At 47.3% G+C, this 19,338-nt stretch carries 15 protein-coding genes; 10 read left to right on the top strand and 5 right to left on the bottom strand.

What is annotated here, in order from left to right; genetic code table 11:
- Positions 1-101: 101 nt before the first annotated feature.
- From ACGHCT_RS05105 to ACGHCT_RS05130, 6 genes are all read left to right on the top strand, one after another.
- Complete coding sequence (locus ACGHCT_RS05105) at positions 102-548, top strand: MarR family winged helix-turn-helix transcriptional regulator (RefSeq protein WP_390438721.1); 447 nt, start codon at positions 102-104, stop codon at positions 546-548.
- A gap of 56 nt (positions 549-604) precedes the next feature.
- Positions 605-1,471, top strand: coding sequence for an RNA polymerase sigma factor (locus ACGHCT_RS05110; protein ID WP_072852597.1), 867 nt, complete (start codon positions 605-607; stop codon positions 1,469-1,471).
- Positions 1,468-2,151: a DUF2461 domain-containing protein gene (locus ACGHCT_RS05115; protein WP_072852600.1), complete on the top strand. Its 684-nt coding sequence runs from the start codon at positions 1,468-1,470 to the stop codon at positions 2,149-2,151. Before ACGHCT_RS05110 ends, ACGHCT_RS05115 begins: the two co-directional genes overlap by 4 nt.
- Positions 2,152-2,348: 197 nt before the next feature.
- A complete protein-coding gene (locus tag ACGHCT_RS05120) occupies positions 2,349-3,842 on the top strand; it encodes an IMP dehydrogenase (protein ID WP_072852602.1) in 1,494 nt (497 codons plus the stop codon).
- Positions 3,843-4,046: 204 nt separating this feature from the next.
- Complete coding sequence (gene rsmH, locus ACGHCT_RS05125; protein WP_072852604.1) at positions 4,047-5,117, top strand: 16S rRNA (cytosine(1402)-N(4))-methyltransferase RsmH; 1,071 nt, start codon at positions 4,047-4,049, stop codon at positions 5,115-5,117.
- Between the two features lie 52 nt (positions 5,118-5,169).
- Positions 5,170-7,164 carry an ATP-binding protein gene (locus ACGHCT_RS05130; RefSeq protein WP_390438726.1) on the top strand — a complete coding sequence of 665 codons (1,995 nt, stop codon included), beginning with the start codon at positions 5,170-5,172 and terminating at the stop codon, positions 7,162-7,164.
- Between the two features lie 14 nt (positions 7,165-7,178).
- Here the strand turns inward: ACGHCT_RS05130 and ACGHCT_RS05135 are convergent, their stop codons facing one another.
- The gene (locus ACGHCT_RS05135) at positions 7,179-7,835 is read right to left on the bottom strand and encodes a VanZ family protein (RefSeq protein WP_072852607.1); all 657 of its coding nucleotides are present in this window, start codon (positions 7,833-7,835) and stop codon (positions 7,179-7,181) included.
- A 256-nt stretch (positions 7,836-8,091) separates the two neighbouring features.
- Positions 8,092-8,910 (bottom strand): polysaccharide deacetylase family protein, encoded by an 819-nt coding sequence (locus tag ACGHCT_RS05140; RefSeq protein ID WP_072852609.1) that lies wholly within the window; start codon positions 8,908-8,910, stop codon positions 8,092-8,094.
- Between the two features lie 195 nt (positions 8,911-9,105).
- On the opposite strand from ACGHCT_RS05140, the gene ACGHCT_RS05145 reads away from it, so the two are divergent.
- Together ACGHCT_RS05145 and ACGHCT_RS05150 are read left to right on the top strand one after the other, a co-directional pair.
- Positions 9,106-9,879, top strand: coding sequence for a GNAT family N-acetyltransferase (locus ACGHCT_RS05145; protein ID WP_390438729.1), 774 nt, complete (start codon positions 9,106-9,108; stop codon positions 9,877-9,879).
- 88 nt (positions 9,880-9,967) lie between these two features.
- Positions 9,968-11,350: an MATE family efflux transporter gene (locus tag ACGHCT_RS05150; protein ID WP_390438732.1), complete on the top strand. Its 1,383-nt coding sequence runs from the start codon at positions 9,968-9,970 to the stop codon at positions 11,348-11,350.
- Here ACGHCT_RS05150 and ACGHCT_RS05155 read toward each other — a convergent pair.
- Positions 11,347-13,029, bottom strand: coding sequence for a GGDEF domain-containing protein (locus ACGHCT_RS05155; RefSeq protein ID WP_390438735.1), 1,683 nt, complete (start codon positions 13,027-13,029; stop codon positions 11,347-11,349). The genes ACGHCT_RS05150 and ACGHCT_RS05155 overlap by 4 nt on opposite strands.
- A 198-nt stretch (positions 13,030-13,227) precedes the next feature.
- On the opposite strand from ACGHCT_RS05155, the gene nudC reads away from it, so the two are divergent.
- Positions 13,228-14,064 carry an NAD(+) diphosphatase gene (gene nudC / locus ACGHCT_RS05160; protein ID WP_390438737.1) on the top strand — a complete coding sequence of 279 codons (837 nt, stop codon included), beginning with the start codon at positions 13,228-13,230 and terminating at the stop codon, positions 14,062-14,064.
- A gap of 62 nt (positions 14,065-14,126) precedes the next feature.
- On the opposite strand, the gene ACGHCT_RS05165 is transcribed toward nudC, so the two are convergent.
- On the bottom strand, positions 14,127-17,315 hold the full coding sequence (locus ACGHCT_RS05165; RefSeq protein ID WP_390438739.1) for a UvrD-helicase domain-containing protein: 3,189 nt from the start codon (positions 17,313-17,315) through the stop codon (positions 14,127-14,129).
- 41 nt (positions 17,316-17,356) lie between these two features.
- Positions 17,357-18,148: an IclR family transcriptional regulator gene (locus tag ACGHCT_RS05170; RefSeq protein WP_072852620.1), complete on the bottom strand. Its 792-nt coding sequence runs from the start codon at positions 18,146-18,148 to the stop codon at positions 17,357-17,359.
- A gap of 197 nt (positions 18,149-18,345) precedes the next feature.
- Between ACGHCT_RS05170 and ACGHCT_RS05175 the strand changes: the two genes are divergently transcribed.
- Positions 18,346-19,257, top strand: a complete 912-nt coding sequence (locus ACGHCT_RS05175) for a dihydrodipicolinate synthase family protein (RefSeq protein WP_072852622.1) — start codon at positions 18,346-18,348, stop codon at positions 19,255-19,257.
- Positions 19,258-19,338 lie beyond the last annotated feature (81 nt).

The following is a 19,338-nucleotide window of genomic DNA, read 5'->3' on the forward strand; positions in this document are numbered from 1 at the left end:
TAATGGGGATAAGTAGTCATATAATAATGATAGTCATATTTTATTTACTAATTTATAAGAATAGCATTTTCGGATGTTTTTGTCAATGGGAGAAGGAGTATATGAAAACTGAAAAGGTATCAGAAAAATTCGTTCAAAACCTGCTTTCAGTATTGCCGAACTGGCATTCAAAACTTGTGCGGCCTTTTAAAGACACACTGAACGGGGAGATGAGCCTGGAAACCTATTATTGTCTGGAGACCCTTAAAATTCAAGGCACAGCCACTATGACCGAACTGGCTCATCTGCTTAAGGTCCCTAAGCAGCAGGTGACAAAACTGGCAGAGAAACTGAGTCTGCATGGTTTTGTAGAGAGAGTATACAACGAGAAGGATCGGAGAGTCATCAGGCTTCGTCTGACCAAGAAGGCAATTGTGTATCTGGACGAGTATCATCTTAAGAATACGGCATTTATCCAGAGCCTTGAGAACCAGCTGGATGCAGAGGAACTGCGGAAACTGAATCAGGCGGTTGAGCTTCTGGGAGAAATACTTCCTAAATTAAAATAAAATGTTTGTCACAAAACGTCTGCGCCTGAGTCTAATCTAATAGGAGGTAAAAAAATATGAGTGATAGAAACCAAAAAGAGACATCGGTACTGATAGATCGGGCTGTGGAGGGAGACAGAGAGGCGCTGGAGGCATTGCTGACCCAAGTGCAGGATATGATATTCAATCTGTCCCTGCGCATGCTGGGCACTGTGCCGGACGCTGAGGACGCATCCCAGGAAATTCTAATTAAGGTAATGACTCATCTTTCGTCTTTTCGGAAAGAGAGCAGCTTTACCACCTGGGTATTCCGGATTGCGGTGAATTATCTCAAGGATTACAGGAAAAATATGTTTTCTCATCATCCTCTGAGCTTTGAAATATACGAGGAGGATATTGCCAGCGGAAGGGAAAAAGATATCCCTGATTTATCCCAGGGGGTGGATCGTACGGTTTTAGCGGAAGAACTGAAAATGTCATGTACAAATGTTATGCTGCAGTGTCTGGATCGGGAAAGCAGATGTATCTATATTCTGGGAACTATGTTCCGGGCAGACAGCCGCATGGCGGGAGAGATTTTGGGAATGACACCTGAGGCATACAGGAAAAGGCTGTCCAGAATCCGGGAAAGAATGGGAACCTTTTTGAGCGAATACTGTGGTTTATCCGGAACAGGAATCTGCAGCTGTAAAAAACGAACGGATTATGCCATAGCAACCCATCGTCTGCACCCGGAACAGCTGGAATACAAAGCGCTGGAACATACGGAAAGAGACATCATGCTGGAATGCAAAGAGGCGATGGAAAAAGTAGACGACTTGTCCCTGATCTTTGCAAATATGCCCTTTTACAGGACAAGCAGCAAAGCCAGCGAGTGGATAAAACGCTTTTTGAAGTCAGAGGAATTTAAAATTATCGCTGAAGCCGGGGAGGGATGCGGATGAATACAATGCTGATACTGGAATATCTGAGGGAATTGGAGGAGAATAACAGCAGAGAGTGGTACCATGGGCACAAGGCGGAATATCAGGCTGCGAATGGTGAATTTCTAAAACTTATTGAAGCTTTTATGCTGGAGCTGGGCAAAGAAGATGCCGGAATCCTGGACTGGGAACCGGGGAAACTGACCTTTAAGCTGGTGAGGGATACCCGGTTCAGCAAAGATAAATCCCCCTATCTTCCTGCCTTCAGAGCTCATATATCATCGAGAGGAAAGCTGCCGGTGCCGGTGGGGTATTACCTGATGATAAAGCCAGGCTCTTCCTTTTTGGGAGGCGGATTATTTGCAGATATGTTTAAGAACGCTACCCAAATGGTAAGAAGCTATCTTGCAGAACATGGTGAGGAGTGGCAAAGTGTGCTGGATGCGCCTGAGTTCCAAAGGTATTTTCAGGTCAAAGGGACTGCTCTGAAAAATGTTCCTCAGGGATTTGAAAAGGATCATCCCCAGGCAGAGTTCCTGAAATATAAAAGCTGGTATCTGGAGTATCCTATTCCGGATAGGGAGTTAGAAGACGGAGAGGTGTTTCTTCAGAAGGCATTGAAGATCTACAAAGCTATGAAGCCCTTTAACTCCTTCCTGAACAAAGCTTTGAAGGATTTTGAAATGCCTGGGCGCCCGTAAGGGGTAGTATATCTTTTCTGATATCGTTTCATTTTGTTTCATACGCATGGATTCATTGACATAGGATCATTGGACGTGATAAAATAAACTATTATTTACCCATCATGAAAATGGTAATATGTGGGTTTTACAGGGCAGAACGATGTGATACATGTGTGGGCGGAAATGAAAACGGCAGTTAGAAAAGGAGGAACAACATGGCGTTTTATTATCAGGAACCATCCAGAACTTTCAGCGAATATCTTTTAATTCCGGGGTACTCTTCTACAAAGTGTATTCCCTCGGAGGTCAGGCTGAATACACCCTTAGTCAGGTATGAGAAGGGCGAAAAACCGGCGTTATCCATAAATATCCCGCTGGTTTCCGCAATAATGCAGTCCGTCTCTGATGACAGGCTGGCGGTGGCCCTTGCACAGGAGGGCGGCCTATCCTTTATTTACGGTTCCCAATCGGTTGAAAGCCAGTCGGAAATGGTGAGGAAGGTAAAAAAATACAGAGCGGGATTCGTGGTAAGTGACTCTAACGTATCTCCTGAGATGACTCTGCAGGATGTGCTTGATATTACAGAGCGAACCGGGCATTCCACCGTAGCCGTAACTTCAGACGGCAAACCGGGGGGAAAGCTTCTGGGGATAGTGACTAATAAGGACTACAGGGTCAGCCGGATGGGACCGGATACCAAAGTGGGAGATTTTATGACCAGATTTGAAGATTTGGTGTATGCTGATGAGGAGACTAGTCTGAAGGCTGCCAACGATATTATCTGGGAACATAAAATAAACTGTCTGCCCCTGGTGAATAAGAAGCAGGAGCTGGTCTATCTGGTGTTCAGAAAGGATTACGACACGCACAAGAAGAACGAGAACGAATTAATCGACGGATCCAAGAGGTATATGGTTGGCGCGGGGATTAACACAAGGGATTACAAAGAGCGGGTGCCCGCACTTCTGGATGCCGGAGCGGATGTACTCTGCATAGACAGCTCAGAGGGGTTTTCCGAGTGGCAGAAGATTACCATTGATTATATTAAGGAGACCTTTGGACCTGAGGTGAAAGTAGGGGCCGGCAATGTAGTGGATGCAGAAGGATTCCGTTTCCTGGCAGATGCGGGGGCTGATTTTATAAAGGTAGGAATCGGCGGCGGAGCGATTTGCATCACCCGGGAGCAGAAGGGAATTGGACGGGGACAGGCTACTGCCCTGATTGAGGTGGCTAAAGCCAGGGATGAGTATTACAAAGAAACTGGTATCTATATTCCGATATGTTCCGATGGAGGCATCGTCCATGATTATCACATCACTCTGGCGTTGGCTATGGGGGCTGATTTTATTATGCTGGGAAGATACTTCGCCAGATTCGATGAAAGCCCCACGAAGAGAGTGAACATCAACGGAAGCTATATGAAGGAGTACTGGGGTGAGGGAAGCGCAAGGGCAAGAAACTGGCAGAGATATGACATGGGCGGCGATAAAAAGCTATCGTTTGAGGAAGGTGTAGATTCTTTTGTCCCATATGCCGGCAGCCTGAAGGACAATGTGACACTGACCTTATCAAAGGTGCGATCTACAATGTGTAACTGCGGGGCGCTTACTATACCTGAGCTTCAGAGTAAGGCTAAAATTACTCTGGTATCCTCAACGAGTATTGTTGAGGGCGGGGCCCATGATGTTATGCTGAGAGATAAGAGATAAAGATAGAAAATTGTATGGAAAGGCGTCAGAGCAGACATGCTCCGGCGTCTTTTTTTTATGAAAATATTTTCGTGAAAGGTAATTCTTGTGGGTGAGAGGATAATCTAGTACAATGGAAAGAGCAAACGCTTTGCTGTAAATATTCGGGTATCATCTGGGAAGTGGTCTGTGATTCAGAGAAAAGTATGAGAAGGAGCATTGGGTATGGAGAACCAGGAACAGAAACATAAACGGCGTGTCCGCTATAAGGGAACACATCCAAAAAAATATAGTGAGAAATACAAAGAACTGCAGCCGGAGAAATATCCGGAAACGGTGGAGAAGGTGATTCAGAAGGGCAGTACTCCTGTGGGGATGCATATCTCCATCTGCGTAAAAGAAATTTTGGAGTTTTTTCAGATAAAACCAGGTCAGACAGGGCTGGATGCTACGCTGGGATACGGAGGCCATACCCTGGAAATGCTGAAATGCCTGGGAGCAGAGGGACATATTTACGCTCTGGATGTGGACGCTGCGGAAATGGAGAAAACAAGAAAGCGTCTGCAGGGAATGGGGTACGGACCTGAGCTGCTGACGATAAAACAGATGAATTTTGCTGATATTGATCAGCTGGCAGAGGAGGCCGGACCTTTTGATTTTGTACTGGCAGATCTGGGTGTATCTTCGATGCAGATAGATAATCCGGACAGAGGGTTTTCTTTTAAAAAGGACGGGCCCCTCGATCTGCGCCTGAACCCACAAAAAGGAATTTCTGCAGCAGAACGTCTGCAGCAGATCCAACAGGGGGAACTGGAGGGGATGCTGGAAGAAAATGCGGACGAACCCTATGCCAGGGAGATTTCAGAGGCAGTAATGCGGGAGAGAAAGAAGGGTAAGAAAATCAGCACAACGACCGAGCTCCGGCAGGTGATAGCCGGCGCGCTGTCTTTCCTGCCCCAAAACGAGAGAAAAGAGGCTGTGAAAAAGTCCTGTCAGAGGACGTTCCAGGCTCTTAGAATCGATATTAATAATGAATACGAAGTGCTGTATCAGTTTTTGGAAAAGCTGCCCGGCGTACTGGCAGAAGGCGGCCGCGTTGCTGTTCTGACCTTTCACTCCGGTGAGGACAGAATTGTAAAGAGGTCATTTAAAGAGCTTCATCGCAGGGGAATATACAGCGAGATAGCAACAGAGGTGATTCGCCCTTCAAGAGAAGAGTGCAGTAGGAACAGCAGAGCCCGCTCTACGAAGATGAGATGGGCTGTAAGGTCGCAGAACATCGGTGAGCAGAGATGATGATGCGTGCCGCTTGAAAAAAAGATAAAATTATAGAAATAGGAGGTTTCGTATGAAAGAATATCCACTGAGCGAGGTGGAAGCATTTGCCTGTGAAATATTGAATAAATATTACTGTGAGTGTGATGTGGAATTTCTCAATTCTACATTTGCAGAGGACATTGTGTGGATTGGAGCGGGTGAACGGCAGAAAGCAGAGGGAAAAGAGGCTGTGACCGCACATTTTAGCCAGAAAAAAAGGGATATGGCCCCTTGGGATGTGTCTTATGAAATATATGAGACAAGGAAACTGGGAGCTGACTGCTATCTGTGCGAGGGGAGCAGCAGGATAAGATCCTGTAAAAGGACAGAGATGCTTCTGGACAATCAGCAGAGGTTTACCTTTATCTTCAGGGACAACGGAGAAAAGCTGGAAACCATACATATCCATAATCTGATGCCGTATCCGGGCGGGCAGGAGGCAGTACAGGCGGCTATCTTCAAGGTCTATCCTTTGATACTAAAACTAAATCTTACCCAGGATACGTACAGATGCTTTAGCGAGGATGAGGAACAGTTTATTGAAAAGACAGAAGGGGTGTACTCTGAACTTTACAGAAGTTCACTGCAAAGCATCCATCCGGATCACAGGGCAACCTATGCGTCGGTTCTTGCAAGAGAAAAGCTTTTGGAAAGGTTTACCCGGGGAGAGCGGGAAGTATATTTGGAGTTTCAGCAGGAAGGGACAGATGGGGAATATTTCTGGCGCTCTGTCTGTGTGATTCCTATGGAAAATCCTTTCAGCCGGGATGTAATGGCTATGGAGCTGGTGAAAGTGCTGGATACTCAGAAAGAAAAACAGGAGGAACAGGAGCAGCTTCTCCGGGGGGCATTGCAGTCTGCCAATGCGTCCAGCCTGGCAAAGTCGGACTTTCTCTCAAGGATTAGCCATGATATCAGAACCTCCATGAACGGGATTGTAGGGATGAGTGCGATTGGACAGCGAAACCTGACGAAGCCGGACACTGTGCTGGAATGTTTTCAGAAGATAGATGCTTCCTCCAAATATCTTTTTGACATACTGAATGATATTTTAGATGTGTCAAAGCTTGAGACAGGCAAAATGGAGCTTATCAGCCAGGGCTTCAGCCTTCAGATACTCCTGGAGGAAGTGAACCATATCATCAGCCCTCAGGCAAAGGAGCGGAAGCTTATCTATGAAGAGTACAAAAAGGGGCTGGAGGCAGAGTATTATGTGGGGGATGCGGCCAGGATTAAGCAGATTCTGATCAATTTGCTGACCAATTCACTGAAATTCACCCCTGCAGGCGGAAAGATAGTTATGAGTGTCAGACAGGAAGAAGGAAATTACGCCCCCGCCAGTCTGGAGTTTTGTATCTGTGACACTGGAATTGGAATCTCAGAGGAATTTCTTCAGAGGATTTTTCAGCCCTTTGAACGCGAGATCCCCGGGGTGATACGCGATAATCCGGGAAGCGGGCTGGGTCTTTCTATTGCCTATAGCCTGGTTCATCTGATGGGAGGTACCATTGAGGCGGACAGCAAAAAAGGAGTGGGGACACAGATCACGGTAAAACTGCCCCTTCTGCCTGTTTTAGAAGAAGAGACGCTATACGGTAAAAGCAGCAACAGCTGCTGGGAGGAAGAAGAATCAGAGGATTTTGATTTTTATGGATATCGGGTGCTCCTTGCGGAGGACAATGAACTCAACAGAGAGATTGCCTGCACCCTTCTGGAGATGAACGGCATTGAGGTTGAGATTGCGGAGAATGGCCAGGAGGCAGTGGATATGTTTTCTGAGAACCCGCCGGGTTATTATATGGCGATCCTTATGGATATTCGCATGCCTGTTATGGATGGCCTGGAAAGTACCTGTACAATCCGTGCCCTTGATCGGGTAGATGCTCAGACGATACCAATCATTGCTATGACAGCGAATGCTTTTCAGGAGGATGAAGAGGAGGCCAGAAAAATTGGAATGGATGGGTATCTGGTGAAACCCCTTGAGGTAGATGCAATTTTCAGAGAGCTTAGACATTACGTGTAACGGTACACATCAGCCTATAAGATATTGTAGATCGTATTCCATACATAGCTCAGTAGAGGGGAACCAAGGAAGAAGTAAAAAAGAAAAATCAGCAGTATAGTGCAAAGTCCGGTGTATTTGAGAGAGAAACCTTCCTCCTTCTGCGTATGCATCTGAAAAAGTGTGAGTTTTCGAAAACACAACGCGAAGATTCCATAGCCGGCTGCCGCCCCCAGGGTATTCATCAGCAGATCGTCTATGTCCGTTGCCCTCCAGTTAAAAAGCTGGCTGGTTTCGATGAGCAGGGAAAACAGAAACCCTGTTATTACTGTCCGCTTTAAACTGTGGCTGCTTTTCCAGAGAACGGGAAGAGCAATCCCCACAGGCACAAAAAGAATAATGTTCATTATTAGCCCAAAGGGGCTGCCTAATCCCCAACGCAGAGGGATGAGGTTGATTTCTTCCAGACGGATCAGAGAGTCAGCGTGGCGGCCTATGTCATTGATACCTCCGGCTCCGGTGATGGAAAATACAGCGGTCATCAGACAGGCCAGCAGCTGCCATCCAATTAGGAACCCCCAGGTCAGCTTAATGCCTTTCCGTCTGTAAAAGATACAATATCCTGCCTCAAGCAGAAGATATGGCAGGAAAAGAATCAGATAATTTTCTAATGCGTTAAATATATAAAGCATTTCAGTCACCTCCTGGTATATAAAAATATCACAGAAATCTTAATATGGTAGAAACATTTTGCTTAATACTTTCTTAAACTAAACATAAGTTTAGTCTGCCAGAGAACAAAGCTGCAGATGAAAGCGAAGAAGGACTGAAAAGCCAGGTGAATGAGGAGTATGGGAGAAAAATGAATGCAGAAGGAGAAGGGCGGGCGCATAATGCAATATGCGACCCGCCCTTCTCCTTCTGCATTCCGGATTCCTGGACGGCAGCTCAGCTAGAGCCGTCAATCTGATCTAAGGTCTTAAACGTATACCCCATTTCTTCCCATTTTGTGAGAAGTTCATCCATGATATCAGCGTTGGTCTTGGAAGTACTGTGGAGCAGTACTATGGCCCCTGGATGGATACGCCCAAGCAGCTTTTTATACGCTTCCTCTTTGGTGGGCTGATTGTCCTGATACCAGTCTACATAGGCCAGACTCCAGAAAAAGGTTTTATAGCCCAGTTCTTTTGCCATCTGGAGATTGTTTACACTGTATTTTCCCTGGGGCGGCCGGTAGAACTTGGTGATGGGTTCTCCGGTGGTCTGCTCATAGAGGGTTTCTAATTCCCCCATTTCTTTGGAGAATGCATCCATACTGGAGATTTTAGACATATCCGGATGGTGGTATGTATGATTTCCCACAGTGTGTCCCTCCGCCACCATTCGTTTTACCAGATCCGGGCTGGTTGAAATGAAATTGCCTACAACAAAAAAGGTGGCGTGTACATTATGTTTCTTTAATGCATCCAGGATGGGAGCTGTATTGCCGTTCTCATACCCCGCGTCAAAGGTGAGGTACAGCACTTTTTCCTCAGTATCCTCGGCGTAATAAGCGTCATATTGCTTCAGTTCATCCATAGTGGCATTGCCGATGGGAGGTTTTCCCTCTTCGGGAAAACTAAGACCCCAGTTCCCTTCCGCTGAAGTCTGAATAGCTGCCGCCTGCCGGGAGGGAACCCTCTGTGCGATAAACCTACCGGCAAGAAAAGCCGCCGCGAAGAGAAGGGTGATTTTTAAGAAGTTTTTAACGAAGGTTTTATTGATCATAAGAATCGCCAAATAGTATTTGCTTTAAGTATATTGTGATACTTTTCAAAATATACCCATGGCAGGCGGGAAAGATGCCTGAAAATCCCATTTGCAGGTGGAAAAAAGGTGGGTCCGATGATATACTGAGAGTAAGTTTTCCCGGCAGCTGCGGAGGCTTCCGGGGCTTTTTATTTGACAGTGGGAGGATTTTATATGGTACTTTTAGAACAGGAAGACAGATATAAAATTGAGCCCTTATTTGAAGGGTGGCAGGAGACTATGATATGGTCCTGCCTTCAGGGATATATGGGGAGGGCCTGGGCGGATCGAAGGGACAACCCGACATCTGCAAGGATCATTATAGGGGACTTCTGTTTTTTTGCCGGATCTCCCAACAGGGAAATGGTGGGAAGTATGCCCAGGGACTGTTTCTCGGATGTTATCCTAATGATTCCCCAGAACAATTACTGGTCCCGGCTGATTGAAAAGGAATACAATAAAAATTATGTTGTTACCACCCGGTATGCTATAAAAAAGGAACCAGATGTCTTTGACAGAGCGAAACTTTCCTGGTACGCCCAGGCCCTGCCTTCAGGCTATGAACTGAGAAGAATTGATAAGAGACTGTTCAGAATCCTGAACAGACAGAAGTGGTCTGCTGACTTCTGTTCACAGTTCAGCGGATGGCCGGAGTATGAGAAGCATGGGCTGGGAGTTGTAGCAGTCTATGAGGGAAATCCGGTATCGGGGGCCTCTTCCTATACGTATTATAACGGGGGCATTGAGATTGAGATTGATACCAGACGTGATCACAGAAGAAAGGGACTTGCTTTGGCATGCGGGGCAAGGCTGATCCTGGAGTGCCTGGAGCGGGGGCTGTATCCCAGCTGGGATGCCCATGACAAACGCTCCGTGGCCCTTGCAGAGAAGCTGGGGTACCATCTCGACAAACCTTACACGACGTATATCATTTCAGACATTAATTAGGCGATGGCAAATTCATATAACTTTTTCTTGCATCCGGCCCTAAAACAGTATATAGTGGATTCCGGATTACTTTTGAGGAGAGGTTATTATGAAAGAGAAAGAAAGGAAATCATCTGCCAGGGATATGACCCAGGGAAGTCCTATGAGATTAATCTTGGGCTTTGCTCTTCCCATGATGCTGGGTTTTTTGTTTCAGCAGTTTTACAATATGGCAGATACTGTAATTGTAGGAAGATTTTTGGGAGTAAATGCACTGGCTGCTGTGGGGGCAACTGGTTCCATTAACTTCTTTGTCATTGGGTTTTGTATGGGAATCTGCAATGGATTTGCTATACCAGTGGCCCAAAAATTCGGGGCAAAGGACGAAAAAGGGCTGAAAGCCTATGTGGCAAACAGTGCGATCCTGGCAGCAATTTTTGGGAGTGCGATGACGGTGCTTGTGGTGCTGTTCTGCAGAGAGATCCTGGAAGTTATGAATACTCCCGCAGACATTATTAACGGTGCCTATGATTATATTATCATTATATTTGCGGGAATACCGGCGACCATCCTGTATAATATGGTGTCAGGATATATACGCTCTCTTGGGGATGCCAAGACACCAGTTGTATTTCTCACCATTTCCTCCATACTGAATATTATACTGGACCTTGTCTGTATTCTGGTTTTAGAGATGGGAGTGGCGGGAGCTGCCTGGGCGACCGTTGTATCTCAGGGAGTATCCGGAATCGCCTGTTTGGTATACATGATAAAACATTATCCCGTGCTCAGACTGAAGCGGGAGGATTGGAAGCTGAACAGCCATTTTGTTGGAGTTTTGTGCAAGATGGGGATTCCCATGGGACTTCAGTATTCGATTACTGCCATTGGCAGTGTAATTCTTCAGGTGGCAGTAAACTCTCTGGGAGCAGCAGCAGTGGCGGCGGTTGCTGCCGGATCTAAAATGGGCTGTTTTTTCTGCTGCCCCTATGATGCTTTGGGAGCTACCATGGCTACCTACGGAGGTCAGAACGTGGGGGCAAGAAGACTGGACCGAATCGGTGCGGGTCTGAAAAGCTGTGTTCTTCTGGGAGCTGCTTATTCAGGAATCTCTCTGGCACTGATTTTATTTTGGGGAAAGAATATCTCCTACTTGTTTGTGAGCAGGGGGGAGACGGGGATTGTTCAGGATATCTATCAGTTCCTGGTCTTAAATGCAGTGTTTTATTTTCTCCTTTCTCTGGTGAACAGCATCCGTTTCCTGATTCAGGGAATGGGGTACAGTATATTTGCGGTAACAGCCGGAGTCTGTGAGATGGCCGCCCGCACCTTGGTGGCGTTTTTCCTGGTGCCGGTATTTGGATACACTGCCATCTGCCTGTCAAACGGGCTGGCCTGGGTAGCAGCGGATCTGTTTCTGGTTCCGGCCTATTTTTATGTGATAAAGCATCTCAGAAAGATGCTTGGTATCAGAAAAGGGGATGTGCTTTAGCGGCATATCCCCTTTGTGGCTGCTTTATTCTTATACATATTCTGATCTGCGGCTGATAAGATGCTGTCTATATCTTTACGGCTGTCTCCGTCATTCGAGGCATATCCCCTGGCAATGGACAGGGAATAGATGCTTTTCGTGTTAAACTGTGCGATATCCTGATCCATAATGCGAAAAAGATGTCCGGGAGAAATATTCCCTTTTTCTATGAGAACTACAAATTCATCTCCGCCGATGCGGTAGGTGGTTCCCACATTCTGAAAGGCGTTCTTGATACTGCGGGCAGCGCCTTTTAAGAGTTCATCTCCTGCTCTGTGTCCATAGGTATCATTGGTTTCTTTCAGATTATTCAGATCCAGCATGACAACGGTAAGGGATCCCCCCGAGATACCTGACTGCCGGAGTCTGTCTATACACTCATCGAAAGCAATACGGTTGGGTGTCTGGGTCATGATATCAGTGTAGGCGAGCTGCTGATACAGCTTTGTCTGCGTGCGCTCTTCCAAAAACCGGATTAGATTCTTTCCGGACAGAAATAGCAGAATTCCGATAAACATTATCAGTCCGTATCTGAAAAAGCGGCTGTTGTCTGTGTTGGGCCGCAGATAAAACTGCACCAGAGCGGCAATGGAACAGAGGATCAGAAGGAGAGTGGCCGCCAGTATTCCCTTTGCTTCAAAAGATGCATGGAGTCTGACCTCGCGGAAAAGAAGGACAATGATAATCCCAATGTACAGTAGGATCAGAAGGTGGGTTACGGGAAGCATAGATGGGAAGTCAAAGGATTCTATGCTGTAAAGTAAAAATTGGACGATTATGTTTACAATCAATACACACTGCATCCCTATGAGGAGTGATTTGCCCTGATGGCAGGCAGATCGTACAAAGGACAGCAGAGGGATGGGCAATGCCATAAAGGAAAAAAAAGAAATAAGGCATACCATAGTAGCGTTGCTGCATATTAGCTGAGGGAGTTCCGAATCAGACCACATCCAAAGCGCGGACAGTAATAGAAAACTGCCGATATACAGAAAACTCTTATAGTCATAGGACAGCTTCTTGATATCCTGTACAAGGTACACCAGATATAGCAGCAGTGCGGTCAGAAACATGAAAATCAGACATACAGCCAGAGTAAAGTTATTGGAGAGTATATCCAGAACAAAGGCGTCTGAGGATCCAAGCTCTATATTTTGGAGGCCTTTGACCGTAATTGACGTGGTACTTTTTAGGTGAAGGCTGATTGTCTGTCCCTCATACTCCGGCTGCAGGGGAATAAAACACCTGAAATTCCCCAGTAGTTTTCCGGCCGGAGTGGATGCTGAACTTTTGTATTCGTATATACAGAGCTCCCCGGCATAGGCCTGGATTTCCTGGAACTGATTTTTAAAGCTCAGGTATTTAATGTCGGTCAGGGGCGGTATCTTGTGACAGAGTATTAGTTCTTCGCCGCCGTTGGACAGCGAAAAAGGAAAAGACGCAATGGCACGCTCCTCGTCCCCCTCCATATAATACCAGCCTTCTGTGAAGGAAGTGACTTCTTCCTCGGGCGGTCGGATATCCGGGAGATCCGATGTCAAAAACACAGTACCTAAAATCCCCAGGAAAAATAAGGATGCACAGATCCAGAGAATATTACGTATTGTCTTTTGAAAATGTTTGCTTTCTATTAAGGGCATATTCTCTCTTCCTTCTCTATTGGGTACGTATCCGATACTAAGTATATTGTGACAGAAAGCCAATGATATTTCAAGATAATATATTTTTCTGCACAGAGAAATGAAGGCTGGGAAGAACTTACGGATAGGCGGCGGCCGGTGCGTGTGCTATACTGTAATTACGATACAATTAAAATACAGTAACGGAGGAAAGTAGACATGATACAGGACATTGCGCCTCATGAGTACCATAATGAATGGAGGCCTCAGCCGCCTGAAGCGGAAAGCTATGTATTATTTTACCGGGGGAAGGAGGTACTGGTGAAATGGAAGGGAGAAGCATTGGATTTCCCCAGATTTTCCGATCTGGAGGATACAAACGACAGTCTCTGGGAAACCAGTACCTATCTCTTTACCATTGACAAGGATAGATATTATCTTTTGGAAAACATTGCATATCCTTTAAATGATACCTACCGGATGGAGAACCTGGAGATTTTCAGAACAGTCTCCCCGGGCTATCTGGCTTTTGCAGGAATTACAGGCGCCCAGCTGTACCGCTGGTACCGGAACCACAGATTCTGCGGGACATGCGGCAGGCAGATGGTACATAGCGAAAAGGAACGTATGGTGTACTGTCCGGCCTGCAATACCATGGAATATCCCAAGATATCCCCTGCGGTTATAGTGGCGGTAACGAATAATAACAGACTGCTTATGTCAAAATATGCAAACCGGGACTTTAAAAAATATGCGCTTATAGCAGGCTTTGTGGAGATCGGTGAGACGGTGGAGGAGACAGTCAAGCGGGAGGTTATGGAAGAAGTCGGCTTAAAGGTGAAGAATCTGAGATATTATAAAAGCCAGCCATGGTCATTCACGGATACCATACTGATGGGATTCTTTGCTGAGCTTGACGGCGAAGAGGAAATCACTCTGGACCGGGAAGAGCTGGCCATGGCAGAATGGTTTGAGCGGGAGGAGATTCCGGTAAAAGAGCGGAGTGTCAGCCTGACGAATGAGATGATTCTGAAGTTCAAGGCCGGGGAAGTATAGACCTCCCCGGTGTGCCCTTTTATATACGACTGCCTTAGGATTATATCCTTACTTACATAAAATTACATCTCTTTCATTACATCAAACAAACTAATCTGACGTACTTCACCGTCTTCTCTTTCTTTCCCGATTTTTTCTTTTTGCACCAGTTTCTCCGGGATTTCCTCTATAAATGGTGAGGGCTTTTCGGCGGCAGTTATGAGTACCAGTTCTTCTTTCGCCCGTGTAAGCCCCACATAGAAGAGGCGCCGCTCTTCTTCCAAAGCGGACTCTTCCCGGGCCTGGGACAGGGGCAGGATGCCTTTGTTCAGTCCGGCCAGGAAGACGGCAGGGTATTCTAACCCTTTGGCAGCGTGGAGGGTCATGAGGGTTACTGCGCCGGAGGCGTAGCCTTTCCCCCAGCTGCGCTTCAGATCGCTCTCCTGGCCGAAGGTAACGGTGTCCAGAAGCGACTGCATAGTGGAGTGGAACACGGCCATATTGGAGAATTTGCACAGGCATTCGTCTTCAGTAAGTCCAAGATCTTGAATCCAGGAGTCTATCAGCTTCTGGGGTTTTGTTCTTCTCACCCTGGAAGTATATTTTTTTGTAAGAGTTTCCAGAACTGCGCTGTCTCTAAGCGGTTCCAGATGCCTTTGACTAAGTGCCAGAGCGGAGGTATCCTCCGGGTGGAGGAGATGCCGGAAAAAGCTGAGCGTTCCTTTCACGGAGGGGTGTGAGAGGTAGTCCTCACGTCCGGTGACAATATAGGGGATGCCCTCCTTTTTCAGACATTTTTCTATCAGCTGTGCCTGGCGGTGGGTGCGGTAGAGAACGGCAATATCCGAAAATCCATAGACACGCCGTTCTATGACTCCTCCGGTGTCCACATCCAGCATATCAATGCCGCCTACCATGCGGTTAATCTCTTTGGCAATATAAATCCCCTCGGAGAGGCCTCCGGGACACAGGGCCAGGCGGACAGGCTGGCCTTTGGGGGATACCGGACACAGGGGCCTGTGTTCTCCCGGGCTGGGGGATATTGCTGTATGAGCAAGTGAGAGGATTTCCCCGGAGGAACGGTAGTTTTCTTCCAGATAAATTTCTGTAAGTTCCGGATAGTCCTCTCTCAGATGCTGGAAACAAAGTGCATCTGCACCCCGGAAACCATAGATTGCCTGATCGGGATCCCCAATGACAAAAAGTTCCTTTCCATTTTGGCTCCACAGCTGAATCAGCCGGTATTGCAGAGGACTGATATCCTGAAATTCGTCTACCAGAAGATAGCTGAAACGTTCCCCCAGGACAGAGGAGGCATCTTCCCGTTCCAAAAGTTCAATGGTCTTCACAAGGAGATCATCAAAATCCAGCAGCTTATTCTCCTGAAGAGATGCTGCGTAAGCCTGAAACGCTTCCGGGGGAAGGGCAAAGCTGTTCTGTGTCATACCGGCTTTTATCCGGGAGACTTCTTTTATAAATGATTCCGGGCTGACGGATAATGCAAAGCGGGAGATTACTTCCCCGGCTTTGTCCAGGAGTGTATACTCATCTGCAAGGATATATCCGGGATAAACACTGGTGTAGAGCTGATAGCAGATGGCGTGAAAAGTTCCCACGTTCAGCTGTCTGAGACTTCTGGAATTTCCCAGCTCCAGAGCCAGGCGTTCTTCCATCTGCGCAGCGGCTTTTCTGGTAAAGGTAACAGCAGTAATCTTGGACGGACCCACTTTTCGCTCCTGGAGAAGATATAGAATTTTAGCGGTAAGGGTATGTGTCTTGCCGGTTCCGGGTCCCGCAATGACGGCGCATACGGGGGCATAAGATCGCACTGCCTCCTCCTGCCGGGGATTCAGGCTTTGGGTAAGTGAACGGGGGCATGTTCTCTTGGCGGACTGCCCGGTACTGGAGGACGCTTCTTTTTTTTCGGAGATCTCCGGGACGGAGCGCCCTGGGTCTGTTCTCTGGTCAGAGGAGGGTGCCGCCTCCAGAGAGGAAAGCTCTTCCATAGAAAACAGATTCATCTGACCGCTGAAAAAGTCTATCTCATAGGGATTTAAGACCTTAATGGTGCCGTATTCACCGTCAAACCCAGGGCTTCGTTCCACCCGTCCCTCCCGCAGGCGCCGGATTCCCTCTGCGATCACTGGTCCGGAGACCTTTTGTATATCTTCCGGGGGGATTTCCCTGAGAAGAGAGAATTCCGGCCCTAAATGGTTCAGCAGCTTTTCATACTCAGCGGATACCTTCTTGCTGGAGGGGGAGGAAGCCGTACAGGAGGCAATGACTTCGGGGAGGGGCACCAGACTTTCAAAGGGTTTGCCCTGTGAGAGGACAAAGTCCTCCGGGCGGTCAGCCAGTTCCTCGACTCTGTGCAGCACTCCGATGGTAAGCTTTTTCCCGCATACAGGGCATTTATTACCGTGAAGTGCGGCCTGTGCGGGGCTGAGCCGCAGATGGCATTTCCGGTGGCCGTCAAAATGGTATTTTCCCTCTTCCGGAAAGAATTCTATGGTACCGGCCAGTCCTTTTCCTGTCTGCAATGCCTCACAGAGGGCCGGATAGGACAGCTCAGTATCCAGAAGATTCGCCTCCCGGCCCAGTTTGGCCGGAGAGTGGGCGTCGGAATTGGATACCAGCTGATACTTGTCCAGGGCAGAAAGGCGCCAGTTCATGGCTGGATCAGAGGAAAGCCCTGTCTCCAGGGCATGAATATGGGGAGTCAGATCCTCAAAGCATTCCTCTATGGTATCAAAGCCAGAAAAAGCACCAAACAGGGAAAAGTGGGGGGTCCAGATGTGCGCCGGAATAAAAACAGCCTGAGGGCAGGTTTCCAGGGTGATTTCCAGGAGATCGCGGCAGTCCAGTCCGAGAATGGGCCGACCGTCTGAGTGGATATTGCCGATGGCCTCCAGCTTTCTGGACAGAGCTTCCGCGGCATCGAGCCCCGGAAGCAGAATGAGGCTGTGTACTTTTCTTACTTTCTCATTTTTTTTATAGATGGAGCTGATTTCTCCTGAGACAACAAATCTGGGAGGCTGCCCCGGGGAACATAAATCCGGATGCCGGTAAGAGGGATTCAGGGTATAGAAGCCTTCCTCGGCCGGAACCAGTTTTTGGGCCAGTTCGTCTCTCCAGGCAGGGTGAGTAAAGTCACCGGTGCCTAAGAGCTGTATGCCTTTTCTTCTGGCCCAGAGGTCCAGATATTCTGGTGTGCATTCCTTGCTGGTGGCCCGGGAATACCTGGAATGTATATGAAGATCTGCAATGTACATGAGTTCACCTGCTTTCTGTAAATGGTCAGTGTCAGACGGTTCTAGGGATGAAGTAAGGTAAGGCTGGAGGCATCCAGATCGTTTTCCCGGAAATAGTCCTCGATTTTGCCTTTGCTCTCTTTTAAAAGGGAGATGATTCGTTCGCTTTTTTCCGGAGTGTCGCGGTATATGGGGACACTCACGCTGAGTCCTCCCACAACCTCGTGGTCTTTTGTCAGAGAGACCGCGATACATAAAATCTGCTCGGTAGCTTCCTCCCGCTCCTTGGCATATCCTCTGAGCCGGCAAAGCTCCAGTTCCCGGAACAATACTTCAAAGTCCGTAATGGTTTTTGGGGTAACCGGGCATAACCCCCGGGGATAAAGTTCTTTTACCGCCTGGGGGGAGGTATGGGAGAGGATCGCCTTTCCCATCGCCGTACAGTAGAGCGGCATTCGTTTGCCTACATAGGACACAAGACGGATGGGGGCATCAGATTCCTCCTTGGCAATATATAAAAGATTGGACTGCTCCTGGATGCCCAGCTGACAGGTCTCCTGGGTTTGCTTTACAATGGATTTCATTTCACGGTGTATAAACTCCAGAGCGGTCATACTGCTTGTATAGGAATGGCCCACGGAAAATGCGGCTATCCCGATTTGGTAACGGGATGTATTTTTATTTAAAAAGATAAACTTTCGGTGTGCCATGGTGTGAACCAGGGGCATGATGCTGCTTTTGGGGGCATCCAACGTATGAGAAATTTCAGTAAGAGTCAATCCTTCCGGGGTGCTTGCCAATAATTCCAGGATATCAAGTACCCGTTCGGTTGGTCTGTGGCTGGTTGCTGGCATATGAATTCTCCTTTCAACTCTTCAAATTATAACAGAAATCGACAGGAAGAGAAACCGCTGCGGTAGAGAAAATCTTTTGATAAATATGGTTGACTTGCCTATCTTTAGGTGATAGGATACAATTATAGGTACGTAATTACATATTTGGTACGTATATAAGTACTATGAGGGATAAAACCAGAGAAAGGAAGAGAAAAATGAAAAAAGGGAATTATTTTACTCCGGTAGTAACAGCATTTGATGAAAGTGGTCATCCGGATATGGATGCAAACAGAAAGATATGGGAGCACCTGATTGCCGGCGGAGTTGACGGACTGGTTATCATGGGAAGCATCGGAGAATTTTTTGCCATGTCCAGAGAGGAAAAAGAGGCTGTCATTGACCAGGTGACAGACTTTGCCGGGGGCAGAACCAAATTATACATCGGAACCAGCTGTATGACACCGGAGGAGACGGTGGAATTGTCTAATTATGCTCTGGATGCAGGGGCAGATGCAGTGATGGTAATCAGTCCTTATTATTTTTCTCTCTCAGATGAGAACGTAGAGTACTTTTATGATGAAGTGGCGGCCAACATTCACGGCGATATGTTCCTGTATAATTTCCCGGACAGAACAGGATACGATCTCAGTCCCGAGGTGACACGAAATCTGCTGAGAAAGCACAGCAACATTATAGGATACAAGGATACGCTGGGGAATATGGGGCATACCAGAAAGCTTCTTTGCACTGTGATGGAGGAATTTCCTGATTTTATGGTGCTCTCAGGTTTCGATGAATTCTTTGTACATAACCTTCTGGGCGGGGGCAGCGGATGCATTGGGGGACTGTCTAATATCTATCCCGAATTATTTGCCTCATGGGTAAGGGCTGTGGATGAAAAGGATATGGAGAAGGCTTCAGGGATTCAGCAGATTGTGGACGGCCTGATGGCCATCTATGATGTATCAGCCACCTTTATTCCAGTCATTAAAAGAGCTATGGTTATCCGTGGAATCGGTATGCGGGACTGCTGTAAGAAGCCATTTCTTCCAGTCAGTGAGGCGCAGGATAAAAAGATACGAATGATTATGAAAGAAGCAGAGCAGAGGATGGAAAAGCTCTCTTAGCAGTGACATCAGACGGAAAATTAAGAACTCGTAAAGAATCCTTTGGATTGCTTGATTCTTAGGGGGCCTTCTTCTATAATG

The sequence above is a fragment of the Lactonifactor longoviformis genome, assembly GCF_042848515.1.
GTDB lineage: Bacteria > Bacillota > Clostridia > Lachnospirales > Lachnospiraceae > Lactonifactor > Lactonifactor longoviformis.